This window comes from Haliscomenobacter sp. (genome assembly GCF_033763495.1).
In the GTDB taxonomy this organism is placed as follows: domain Bacteria; phylum Bacteroidota; class Bacteroidia; order Chitinophagales; family Saprospiraceae; genus Haliscomenobacter.
In genome coordinates, this window is sequence record NZ_JANRKL010000135.1 from 32578 (window position 1) to 44545 (window position 11968).

At 47.6% G+C, this 11968-nt stretch carries 7 protein-coding genes; 3 read left to right on the plus strand and 4 right to left on the minus strand.

Annotated features, from left to right (window positions below):
* Positions 1 to 64: 64 nt before the first annotated feature.
* Positions 65 to 1585 carry a glutamate--tRNA ligase gene (gltX, locus tag SFV55_RS13955; RefSeq protein WP_320030128.1) on the minus strand — a complete coding sequence of 507 codons (1521 nt, stop codon included), beginning with the start codon at positions 1583 to 1585 and terminating at the stop codon, positions 65 to 67.
* 383 nt (positions 1586 to 1968) lie between these two features.
* Here gltX and SFV55_RS13960 point away from each other — a divergent pair, with 383 nt between their 5' ends.
* Positions 1969 to 2622 (plus strand): polysaccharide deacetylase family protein, encoded by a 654-nt coding sequence (locus SFV55_RS13960; RefSeq protein ID WP_320030129.1) that lies wholly within the window; start codon positions 1969 to 1971, stop codon positions 2620 to 2622.
* A gap of 95 nt (positions 2623 to 2717) precedes the next feature.
* Here SFV55_RS13960 and SFV55_RS13965 read toward each other — a convergent pair whose 3' ends face one another.
* Positions 2718 to 3716, minus strand: a complete 999-nt coding sequence (locus SFV55_RS13965; RefSeq protein ID WP_320030130.1) for a bestrophin family protein — start codon at positions 3714 to 3716, stop codon at positions 2718 to 2720.
* 240 nt (positions 3717 to 3956) lie between these two features.
* On the opposite strand from SFV55_RS13965, the gene SFV55_RS13970 reads away from it, so the two are divergent.
* On the plus strand, positions 3957 to 7028 hold the full coding sequence (locus SFV55_RS13970; protein WP_320030131.1) for a hypothetical protein: 3072 nt from the start codon (positions 3957 to 3959) through the stop codon (positions 7026 to 7028).
* A 131-nt stretch (positions 7029 to 7159) separates the two neighbouring features.
* On the opposite strand, the gene SFV55_RS13975 is transcribed toward SFV55_RS13970, so the two are convergent.
* Entirely contained in the window at positions 7160 to 7954 is a 795-nt protein-coding gene (locus SFV55_RS13975) for an NIPSNAP family protein (RefSeq protein WP_320030132.1), read from the minus strand.
* Between the two features lie 141 nt (positions 7955 to 8095).
* Between SFV55_RS13975 and SFV55_RS13980 the strand changes: the two genes are divergently transcribed.
* On the plus strand, positions 8096 to 10789 hold the full coding sequence (locus SFV55_RS13980) for a S8 family serine peptidase (protein ID WP_320030133.1): 2694 nt from the start codon (positions 8096 to 8098) through the stop codon (positions 10787 to 10789).
* Between the two features lie 176 nt (positions 10790 to 10965).
* On the opposite strand, the gene SFV55_RS13985 is transcribed toward SFV55_RS13980, so the two are convergent.
* Positions 10966 to 11931, minus strand: coding sequence for a D-2-hydroxyacid dehydrogenase (locus tag SFV55_RS13985; RefSeq protein WP_320030134.1), 966 nt, complete (start codon positions 11929 to 11931; stop codon positions 10966 to 10968).
* Positions 11932 to 11968: the final 37 nt, after the last annotated feature.

Sequence of the window (11968 nt, forward strand, 5' to 3'; positions counted from 1 at the left end):
GAGGAGTGATGAATGATGAGTTAAAGGCAAAAGCTATATCACTCATCATTCATCACTCCTCAACTCAACTTACTTGATCGAACAAATCAAATGCTCTTTCCATTCTTCGCCGACATTCAGCTTTGCCCAGCAACGCCATCATGTCAAACACAGCTGGGCCTTTCATCGTGCCCGTCAGGCCTACCCGCAAAATAGGCAAAACATCGCCAAATTTCAAGCCCGCCGAATTGGTAAATCCTTCCACACAAGCCTGTACCGCGCTGGAATTATAGTCAATCAGTGCATCCAGCTGCTCCAGTAAAGGTATAAAAGTTGCTCGGCTGTCGTTGGCTTTCCATTTTTTGCGAATGGTGACTTCATCAAAAACGGCAAAATCTTCAAAGAAGTACGCGCCATTTGTCCAGAAATCAGAAAACAGGACCACCCGCTCCTTCATCATTCCAACAAAACTGCGCAAATAGGCCTCAGTTGGCCGATGTCCCTGAGCTTCGATGATTGGACGAACAGTTTTTGCAAGTTCCTCTTCACTACTGGCCATGATGTATTGCTGGTTGAACCACCTGGCTTTTTCTATGTCAAAACGTGCGCCGGATTTTCCAATTTTTTCCACCGAAAAAGCTTCTGCCAATTCGTTCATGCTGAAAATCTCCTGCTCGGTACCGGGATTCCAGCCCATGAAGGCCATAAAATTGACCATGGCCCTAGGGTCAAAACCAGCTTCGCGGAAACCCACAAAAGAATCTTCAGGCGTTTCTCCTTTCCAGGACAAAGGAAATACCGGAATGCCCAGGCGCGTTCCATCGCGTTTGCTGAGTTTGCCCTTGCCATCCGGTTTGAGGATGAGGGGCAAGTGAGCAAAACGAGGCATTTCAGCCTCCCAACCAAAGGCGCGATACAGCAAGACGTGGTGCGCAGTACTCGGCAGCCACTCTTCCCCCCGAATAACATGGGTGATTTTCATCAAACGATCGTCCACCACATTGGCCAGGTGGTAAGTGGGCATACCGTCGCCTTTGAGCATCACTTTATCGTCGAGCTCATTGCTTTGGAAATTCACTTCACCACGAACCATATCCTGAATATGGACAGTTTCGCCTTCAGGGACCTTGAGACGAATCACGTAAGGTATCCCCGAATCCAGCCTTTGTTGAACTTCAGCCGCACTCAGGTTCAGGCTATTGTTGAGCCGCACGCGGCTTTTGTAGTCGTACTTAAAGGTATCGTCGGCCTGACGGGCAGCATCCAACTCTTCGGCAGTGTCAAAAGCGTAATAGCCCTGCCCGTTTTCAACCAGCTTTTTGGCATACTCCTGGTAGATGGCTTTGCGGTCGGATTGCCGATAGGGTCCGTATTCGCCGCCAAAACTCTGGCCTTCGCCTGGAACAATCCCGGCCCAGTGTAATGCTTCGATGATGTAATCTTCTGCACCAGGAACAAAGCGGGTTTGGTCTGTATCCTCAATGCGCAGGATAAAGGTTCCACCATATTTTTTGGCCAAAAGGTAATTGTATAAGGCCGTACGGATGCCGCCAATGTGCAGGGCTCCAGTAGGGCTTGGGGCAAATCGAACACGAATATTTTCCATGAAAAAAGATCGATAGAATTATTTTCAAAAAATTCTGAAAAAAAATGTGCCTTAGAGCAGCCCATTTTTAATTTTTTGCGTTATAGTGTAAACAGCACTTGCGCAATTTTGATCCACAAAAGTAAAAATTTAAGTGGCTCAATGGGGCGAAAAAAAATAAGTGTTCATTTTGCCAGAGGATTAGATAAGTAAACGGTCCATTTCACGTGCCTTATCTAATCCTTTGGCTTAAGAAAAATGAACAATTATTTGCCCTACTACTTAGGTGCAATACCAGTGGAATTCCTTTTCAATGGCTATTGCTTGCTGTTAATGACTTGTTTTTATCCCGTGAACAATGGTGTTGCTGCGCACTGATGCAACACACCCAAAAAATTATGCTTATGTATTTGATCAAGACACCCCAATTCATTCAAAATCTGTTCCCCCATTTCACATGGAGGATACCCACCGAGGAAAAACAACTTTTTCTCACCTTCGATGACGGCCCCATTCCTGAAGTTACCCCCTGGGTATTGGAGCAATTGAAACAATACAATGCCAAGGCCACTTTCTTCTGTGTAGGTGACAACATCAACAAGCACCCGGAGGTGTTCAAACAAGTTGTCGATTCCGGTCATGTGGTAGGCAATCACACTATGAACCACCTGAATGGTTGGAGCACTGAAAACATCTCTTATTTTCACAACATCCGCCAGGGTGCCAGCCAATCCAAATCCGTGCTGTTTCGGCCGCCATATGGTCGGATAACGCCCAAACAAACCCAGTTTTTGCTGCGGCATTACCGGATCGTGATGTGGGACGTACTGAGTGGTGACTTTGACGCCAACAACACACCTGACCAGGTGCTCAGAAACGTTGTCCAAAATGCTGGCCCAGGCTCCATTGTAGTCTTCCACGACAGCATCAAGTCGAAAGAGCGCCTGGAGTACGCTTTACCCCGGGTATTGGCCTATTTTGCAGCCGAAGGCTATTCTTTCGACGCCCTGCACCCTCAGGAAATATTCGAAACGGAATTGATCCACCAACGTGCTTAATCACCAGTTAAATTCGACTTACTTTGGCAATGCTTGATTTATTACCATAAAAAAGCCGTAGGGGCGACTCTGCGGCTTTATGTTTTTATCTCATTTTACATCAAAAATCCATCCACTGCTGCAATCGGCTTCGGCACTTCAGTTTCTCCCAGCATCTCGCGCAAATCAATCTCGATGGCCCTGGAAATGGATGTAATCGGCACATCGTTGTAGGTCCCTTCAAATGGATTCTCGGAATAGTCTCCAATTTTTTCCATCAAGAAAAAAACCCAGGTGATGAGTGCATTGAACGGAACGGTGAGCCAAATGCGCAATTCTCCCTCCATTTCCTCAAAAACACTGAGCAAGCCCAAGGGCAATAGTGCTGTAAACACCAGGGTGTTCCACAAGGCGACAGAAGCGTACTGCCGCGGAAAAGGAAAGTTTTTGATGCGTTCACTCCGTCCTTGATCGTCGTAAAAAGTGCTGATCAGGCGGTGAAATTCCATATGGCGGAAGTCGTCGAAATACCCCAGGTCGTGCAGGTATTGCAGCTCCCGGGCCTGGGTAGCCATAATTTGGGTGGCAATATTGGTCTTGGTTTTGTACCGTTCAAACTCCTCTTCATCGATCAGGTTCATTACCTCCTTATCCAGGTTGTTGAAATATTCCTCACAAACGGTGGGGGAGTAAAGCCCTTTTACCCGGTCTTCCTTGTGTTCCCAATCTCTACTTAGGCGCAGTTGGTAACGCATTGCAGTGAGCCAGGCAATGTGCCGATAAACCAGACGGCGACGGATTTTTTGCACTTCCTCCTTGTCTTCACCCTGAATAAAAGAGTTGACCGCGGCACCAAAAGTGCGGCTACTGTTGACGATCCCGCCCCAGATTTTACGGGCCTCCCAGGTTCGATCGTAGGAACTGTTGTTTTTAAAACCCAGGTAAAAAGCCACCGCAATCCCCAATACACTGATGGGCTGCCAGGGCAGGGATAGACTGATGTGCCCGGAGTATGACAAGGCTGTTATTGGTAATGCATAAATGGCCCCAAGGATAAAGGGCTGGCGAGACCAATTGAAGGTCATCCAAAAGTTGTAATTGCGTTTGGTGTACATGTTAATTGGGTGTTTTAGGAAAAACGAACAATCCTAGTTTGGATAAAGTTAAAAGAAGAGTTTGACTTTATTTCGCACCTTTTTTTGTCACCTACACTACCTTGAATTTGGGTTTAAGAGATTTTTAACCAAAATCCACTTGCCCAATGCGTTACAAAGTGGTCTGTCAAATTGTTAATACTTTGTAATTTCGACAATCTAAAGAGCAACATGAGATCCTTTCAAAGAAAAACATACCAAATGAGACACCGCAGTAAGCTTTGGACCCTTGCGGCTTTTTTGCTGGCCATTACCGGAACAAGCACTTTGCAGGCCCAGGAGTATTTTGGACGCAACAAGCCCAGCTATGAGTCCTTCAATTTTGACGTGTACCGCACGCCCAATTTCGAGATTTATTATTATCTCAAAAATGCCGAACGACGCAAAGACCTGGCCGATTTTACCGAGCTTTGGTACCGCTACCATCAGAATTTGTTGACGGATACTTTTTCTACGCTCAACCCTCTGATTTTTTACAACGACCACGCCGATTTTCAACAAACCAATACCATTAGTGGTGGTGTGGGCGTAGGTACAGGCGGGGTAACCGAGGCCTTTAAAAATCGGGTCATCATGCCCATTGCCTTGACCAACCAAGCTACTTACCAGGTGTTGGGTCACGAATTGGTGCACGCTTTCCAGTTCAACCGCATTTTGAATGGCGATTCCACCAGTATCCAAAACCTGGGCAACCTGCCCCTGTGGGTGGTGGAGGGAATGGCCGAATACATGTCGACCGGGAGTGTGGATCCTCACACCGCCTTGTGGATGCGCGATGCCGTACTCAATGATGATGTCCCTACCATCGATCAATTGAACAACCCTAAATACTTTCCGTACCGTTACGGCCATGCTTTTTGGTCCTTTTTGACTGGACTAAAAAGTGACCGCATCATCGAGCCATTTTTTAAATCGGTGGCCATTTTTGGGGTGGACAATGCCATAACCGGGGTTTTGGGCATGAACAAGAAGGACTTCAGCAAACTTTGGCAGGACGCCATCACCGCGCAGTTCAAACCCATGATTGAGGGCAAGGAAAAAAACGTTTTTGGCAAACCCATTTTGGATGACAAGGATGGTGGACAAATGAACATTTCCCCTTCGATCAGCCCCGATGGAAAGTACGTACTGTTTACTTCCGAGCGCAACCTCTTTTCTACCGATATTTTCCTGGCGGATGCCACAAATGGCCAAATCATGAAAACCGTGGCAAGTACGGCGCGTGGTGGCAACGTGGATTTCTTTGACTTTCTAGAGTCCTCGGGAGCCTGGTCGCCAGATAGCAAGCGGGTAGCCTTGGTGGGATTCAAACGTGGCCGCAACGTCCTACTGATCAAAAGTCCTTTCACGGGCAAAACAGTGGATGAGTTCAATCTTGGGGATTTGCCTGCTTTCTCCAATCCAAGCTGGTCTCCCGATGGTAAAACCATTGTGGTATCAGGCTTGAAAGAAGGCCACACCGATTTGTATACCTTCAATATCCGTACCCGCACCCTGAAACAATTGACCGACGACAAGTATTCCGAAATCCAGGCAACCTGGTCGGAAGATGGCCAAACCCTTTATTTTTCTACGGATCAAAAAGCCTGGGAAAATGGCCGGACTTATGGCCGCCTGACTTTTAACCTGGCATCGATGGATCTTGTCAGTGGCGCTGTTACGCATTACGATGATGTATTTCCGGGTGCGGACAACCTCAATCCACAATTGGATACTGCGGGCAACATCGTCTTTTTGTCCAACCGCGATGGATACCGCAACCTGTACCGCTACGATCCCGATAGCAAAGAAGTTACGCAATTAACCGATTTAGCGGTGGGTATTACCGGCATTTCCCATTATTCTCCGGCGATATCAGTAGACCGCAAACGCGACCGGGTTTTGTATACCCTTTACAACAAGAGAGGGTACAGCATTTATCGGGCTACTTCAAAGGACTTTTTGGACAAAAAAGTGGATCCCAAAGATGTGACCTACGCAGCTGCACAACTGCCCCGACTCAACCGTACCGTAAAAAGTATAATTGACCAACAAATCAGTGCCATCGATCAGGTGATCGCTGGTGAAACCGCTCCTTTGCAAGAAGTACCCTTTAAATCAAAGTTTAAACTCGACTTCCTTTCAGGTGGAGGTGGCATTGGGGTAGGAAATAACCTGTTTGGTACCAATGCTGGCTTGGCCGGTGGTATACAAGCTTTGTTCAGTGACATATTGGGGAACAACCAAATCATAGCCAATCTTGCCCTAAACGGTCAAATTCAGGATTTCGGTGGCATGGTCACCTACATCAACCGCAAAGGAAAATTCCAGTGGGGTGGCTCACTCATGCACATTCCGTATCCTTACTATGCCTATGATTCCACTTATTTGGATAATTCAGATATTGGTCCGGTTGTCGTAGATCAATACAGTGTTTACCGTATTTTCCAAAGTGGGGCAACGGGTTTTGTCCAATATCCTTTCTCCTCTACCTTACGCGCTGAAGCAGAACTTGATTTTACCCGTATCAGCCAATCGCTGCGCCAAATCAAAGAGTATAGCCAATACGATCCTTTCTTTTTCGATGGCCGGGGTCGACCACTTGGTCAAGATCAAGAAAAAGTAGGTTCTCTTCCTGGCTTTACGATGCCAGGGGTGGGGGCAGCCATCGTAGGAGACAAGTCTAATTTTGGGCTTACAGCGCCTTTGCAAGGCTACCGCTTCCGGGTAGGTTTCCGGCAGTACCTGGGCGACATCCAGTTTTTAAATCCTACGATTGACTTCCGGGGATACCTGCGCAAAAAGCCTTTTACTTTTGCTGCCCGAGCTATGCATACTGGTCGCTATGGTCGCGATTCTGAAAATACCGATGTATTCCCTCCTCTCTTCCTGGGCTCTCCCTGGTGGGTGCGTGGGTTTCAGGGCAATGTGGCCCAAAACCTCGAACGTGATGGTTTGGTCACCTTCGACAACCTGGTAGGTACCAAAATGGGCTTATTCAATGCCGAAGTACGGATTCCCCTTCTGGGCCCCAAACAATTGGCTTTGATCCCCTCCAATATTGTTCCTGCTGATTTGAACTTTTTCTTTGACAGCGGAATCATCTGGACCCGTTTCGAGCAGTTTAATTTTGAAGGGCCCAATGGCAAAAACCTGATCCGCCCCTTGTCTTCAGTGGGCGCTTCGGTGCGGGTCAACTTGTTTGGAGCTTTGATTTTGGAGCCTTATTACGCAATTCCTTTGATCAAAGGAGCACAAGGAGGTTTTGGGTTGAACTTTATGCCGGGTTGGTAGAACATTCCTTAGGTGATTCCTTAAGTGTCTGAGGTTTCTTAGGTGGTGAAAGGGCATCCTGCTCCGCAGGTTTTTTCTTTCACCACCTAAGAAACCTTAGGCACCAAGATTCACCTCAGCTCTTTCTCTTTTCAAATTTCCGAATACGCCGTAGGATTCAACAAATAAATAGTCGACTTCGAAACGGTGTGCTGATATTCTGGCAGCGCCGAGATTTTTTTCCAAAATGGATCTGCCCCGAATGCTTTCCACAGTTCATTCCGCTTGTCGATGTTGTCAAAAGAAGTCATGTACATCAAATTGGGCATGCGGCGGCCAGCCAGCACTTCACCATAAAATACCGCATTGAAACCCAAGCGGGTAAAAATGCTGATTTCCTGGCCTTCGTTGAACATGTGTACCTTTTTTTGGTACAACTTTTCAGTTGCTCCTTCATAACTCCGCAATTCGTACACCCGATCACTTGTCTTTCCACCTAGTTTAGGTACCTGGTGAAAAGGCATGTCTTTGAAGGCCTGGATTACGATGGATTCCATGCGCACATACGCGGGTTTGTCCCAGGGGGCATTCAGGTATTCCGAGCCTGCGCTTTGAAAGGCAGCGTCTTTGTCCAGTGCCGCCACCAGGGTGCTGAGTTGATCCAATTTTTTGAGTGGAATGAAGACAAAAATGCGCTTTCCGAAGGTTGTATCCGTTTTTACGGGTTTGTACACCCCTACTTTGGCAATTCCAGCACGATGCAGGGCAGGCAGATAAGCTTTTTCCAAAAACTGATCCACTTTCGCTTCCTGCTCTGGTCCGTTGATCGTATAAATCTTGATTTCGTAGTACTCGCGTTTGAGGGCAGCATCATTGGTGGCATTGCTAAAAAAAAGCACAATCAGCGTTGCACTCAATACTTGCAGAATTGGTTTGATGTAGTTCATTGCCGTTTAATGTTTGTTTTAGTGTGAAGTGGTAAAGGTAATTATTTTTGCCCCCTACTAAGTGTACTTTCCCCAACACATGTTGTGAATTTTCCGTTCTTCTAACTGCTGGTTTATATTTTTGTAAAAAATTCTCAACCCATGAGACAAACCTTTGCCTTTTTCTGTTTTGCCTTGAATTGTTTGTGGTTTACAACCCCAGGTTTTGCACAAAATCAGAATGATCATGTTTCTGGTGAAATTCTGGTTCAAATTCGTGCTACGGTACGAGCGAGTGCCTGGGCAAACCAGGAGGCTAGTTTGCGTGCTGCTGGGTCGGGTTTTGTTCTGGATGAAGCCCCCCTGTCTGAACCTATGAACATTTGGAAATTGCGTTTCGACCCCAATACACAGGATGAGAATGAGCTTCTGGATCGGCTTCGACGTGATCCAGCCATCCTTGCCGCCCAATTCAATCATTACATCGAACTACGTTCAGCAACACCCAACGACCCCGAATTCACCAAACAATGGTACCTTTCGAATACCGGCCAGGATGGTGGTTTATTGGGCCTTGACCTCGGTATGCCTCAAGCTTGGGATATCACCAAAGGAGGGCTCACGCCGGGAGGTGACACCATTGTGGTCTGCGTCATTGACGACGGGATTGATACAACCCACCGCGATTTAAAAGCCAATCTGTGGGTCAACCATGCCGAAATCCCCAACAACAACATTGATGATGATGAAAATGGTTACATCGACGATTACCGTGGATGGAACGTGCGCCGTAAGAATGATGACATTAGCGAGGATGCTTCGCATGGTACCGAAGTTGCAGGATTTATTGGAGCAGTGGGCAACAATAATTATGGCATGTCTGGAATCAACTGGAAAGTAAAAATTATGGGGATTGTTGGCGGATACAATTCTAGTACAGAAGATCTCATCATTCAAGCCTACAATTATCCCTTCATTCAGCGAAAGCTCTACAATCAAAGCGGCGGAAAAAAAGGAGCCTTTGTGGTAGCAACCAATGCATCCTGGGGGATTCCGCGTGCTAAACCAGAAGATTACGCTGTGTGGTGTGTGTTTTTCGATAGCTTGGGCCACCAGGGCATCATGAATATTTGTGCAACAGAAAATGACCCTGTAGATGTAGATGCTGTCGGGGATATGCCTGGTAGTTGTGGTAGCCCATACATTATCAGTGTAACCAGCATGAGCCGTACGGGTGCTACAACCCATGGCTTCGGAAAAACCACAGTCGATTTAGCTGCTTTTGGCGACCAGGCCATTTCCACTGCGAAAAACAATGGTTTTACAACCACCTCTGGCACTTCATTTGCAGCCCCTCAGGTAGCAGGAGCAGTAAGTTTGTTGTATGCCGCACCCTGTCCTACTTTGGCCTCTTTGGCCAGGCGAGACCCCAAAGCGGCAACTTTATGGATTCGGCGTTTGATTCTGGACAATGTCAAACCCCACGTTAACTTAAAAAACACAACCAGTACTGGCGGCCACCTCCAGGTGTACAATAGCCTGTTGGCTTTGGCCAAAGAATGTGGTTCCTGCCCTTCCTTGGTTAGTGTCGCGGTAAGCAATATCACCATCAACAGTGCAAAATTAACCTGGACAAGCAATGATAGTATCCAGCGGGTTGATCTGCGTTTCCGGGCCAAGGGTAGTGCCGCCTGGACCACCATCGAACGTGCACTTCCCCCATACAATTTTACCGATTTAAAAACCTGCACGGAATACGAGTATCAATTCAAGGCGTATTGCCGCAATACCAGCCTTGAGTTTGATGAGTTATTCAGTTTCCGCACCGATGGGTGTTGTGCCCCCCCCTCCCAGGTGACAATCCCTACGGGTATCATTTCGAGTGTCATCATCCGTTGGCAGCCGGTTACAGCAGCAAGTTCTTATACCTTCCGTTATCGCCCGGTTGGGGCTTCTGCCTGGTCGTCTTTGAGTCCTCCTTTCACCTCTGCCAATTTGCGGAACTTACAGGCTTGCACCGAGTATGAATTCCAGATTCGTTCCGAGTGTCTGGATGGCAGCTCCTCTTTGTTTAGCAAAAGTTTCACCTTCAAAACCCGCAACTGCGGTGCTTGCCTGGATAAGGATTATTGTGCGGAAACCATCCTGATTGATCAGGCGGAACAAGAGTGGATCACTGGCGTTCAGGTAGGTAACTTCAATAACCGCAGCGCCCGGAATGGTTATGGGGATTTTACCGGGCTAAAAGGCTTGGATTTGCGTTCGGGCCAAAGCTATAATTTCAAACTAAGCATGGGGTACAAGGGGCAACTGTTCAATGAGTTTGTGGTCGCCTGGATTGACCTCAATCAAGATGGCGTATTTGGGAACAATGAGGCCCTATACAGTTCAGGTGCCAAAAAAGATACCGTGTTTAGTGGGGTGATCAATATCCCAACGAATATACCTTCGGGGCCTACCCGGATGCGGGTAGCCCTACGTTACAACAGCGAGCCCAGTACTTGTTTTTCAGGCAGCAGTAACTATTACGGGGAAATTGAAGATTATTGCGTCAACATCGATCTGATCTCCACTTCGACCAATGTGATAAATCCGCCAACTCAACTACAGATTTTTCCCAATCCTTTTGGAGATGAATTTGTAGTGAGTCTCAAATTGCCAAACAGCGCACCCAAAGCACAGTTGGAAGTATGGAACGCCCAGGGGCAGATGGTTCACAACCGTACTTTGGCCATCCCTGGCAATACGGTGCTGCAAGAAACCATCACGGCGCACGATTGGCCCAAAGGGCTTTACATGGTTCGTTTGCGCAATGGAAATGAAGAGGCATGGGGGAAAGTGTTGAAGGTGGAATAGTGGTTGGTTGCTCGACCTCCCCGAAGGTTTGGAATCTCCGGAGAGGAGTTTCAGATTGCGGGTCATTACTTGACTTTGGTTTCAATTCTCCCTGAAAATACAAGCATTAAAGACAAAGGCCCCATTTGCGATTTTCAGCAAATGGGGCCTTTCAATTCGCTCCGCTTGGAGTGAGCTTATTTATCGTCGCCGAAGAAAGCCAAAATCCGATCGGCCAATTCCAGACCAATGTTGGCCTGAGCTTCCAGTGTAGAAGCACCGATGTGTGGCGTAAGCGAAATATTCGGATGTGTCAGAATTTCCGGCCGTGGCGTGGGTTCGAAGTCAAATACATCCAAACCAGCACCTGCTACCTTGCCGCTGGCCAATGCTTCCAGCAGTGCTTCTTCGTCTACCGTTCCGCCGCGAGAGGTATTGATCAGACAAACCCCTTTTTTCATCTTGTCGAACTGAACCTTGCCAATGATGGGGGTGCCGCCACTGAAAGGAACGTGTAGGGTAATGAAATCCGATTTAGCAAGCAGTTCTTCCATTTCCACAGTAGGCACAGTAACTGCCATGGTGATGTATTCACTGTTGTAAGGTTTGATGTCGATGCGGGCTTCGTCGATCATAAGGTCGGCAGCCAGTACGTTCATTCCCAGTCCAATCCCGATGCGCGCTGCTTCCTGTCCGATCCGGCCAAAGCCAATGATGCCCAGAGTACGGCCGCGCAACTGAATGCCTTCGGAGAATTTTTTCTTGAGTTTGTCATACTCAGTGCCGCCCGATACTGGCATGGCCCGGTTGGAGCTATGCAGGAAACGCGCCAGACTGAACATGTGTGCAAACGCCAATTCCGCAACCGCTTGTGAGGAAGCTGCCGGAGTGTTGAACACGGTGATGCCCTTGGAGCGGGCATAATCTGTATCAATGTTGTCCAAGCCAACGCCACCACGAGCAACGATTTTGAGGTTGGTCCCCGCATCAATTACTTCCTTGGTGACTTTGGTTGCACTGCGTACGATCAGTACATCGTACTGGCCGATAACGCCAGGTAGGTCCGCCTGTGGAATCCGGGTAGTGTCTACTTCATAACCCGCTTCTTCAAGTAGTGTTTGACCGTCTGGGCTGATGCCATCATTGGCAAGGATCTTGATCATTCTGATAGGATTTTTCAAAAAATTTGACCCTAATTTT

Excerpts from the sequence above, each read along its gene's own strand:
- gltX (WP_320030128.1), bottom strand. The coding sequence starts at position 1,585 with ATGGAAAATATTCGTGTTCGATTTGCCCCAAGCCCTACTGGAGCCCTG.
- SFV55_RS13960 (WP_320030129.1), top strand. The coding sequence starts at position 1,969 with ATGTATTTGATCAAGACACCCCAATTCATTCAAAATCTGTTCCCCCAT.
- SFV55_RS13965 (WP_320030130.1), bottom strand. The coding sequence starts at position 3,716 with ATGTACACCAAACGCAATTACAACTTTTGGATGACCTTCAATTGGTCT.
- SFV55_RS13970 (WP_320030131.1), top strand. The coding sequence starts at position 3,957 with ATGAGACACCGCAGTAAGCTTTGGACCCTTGCGGCTTTTTTGCTGGCC.
- SFV55_RS13975 (WP_320030132.1), bottom strand. The coding sequence starts at position 7,954 with ATGAACTACATCAAACCAATTCTGCAAGTATTGAGTGCAACGCTGATT.
- SFV55_RS13980 (WP_320030133.1), top strand. The coding sequence starts at position 8,096 with ATGAGACAAACCTTTGCCTTTTTCTGTTTTGCCTTGAATTGTTTGTGG.
- SFV55_RS13985 (WP_320030134.1), bottom strand. The coding sequence starts at position 11,931 with ATGATCAAGATCCTTGCCAATGATGGCATCAGCCCAGACGGTCAAACA.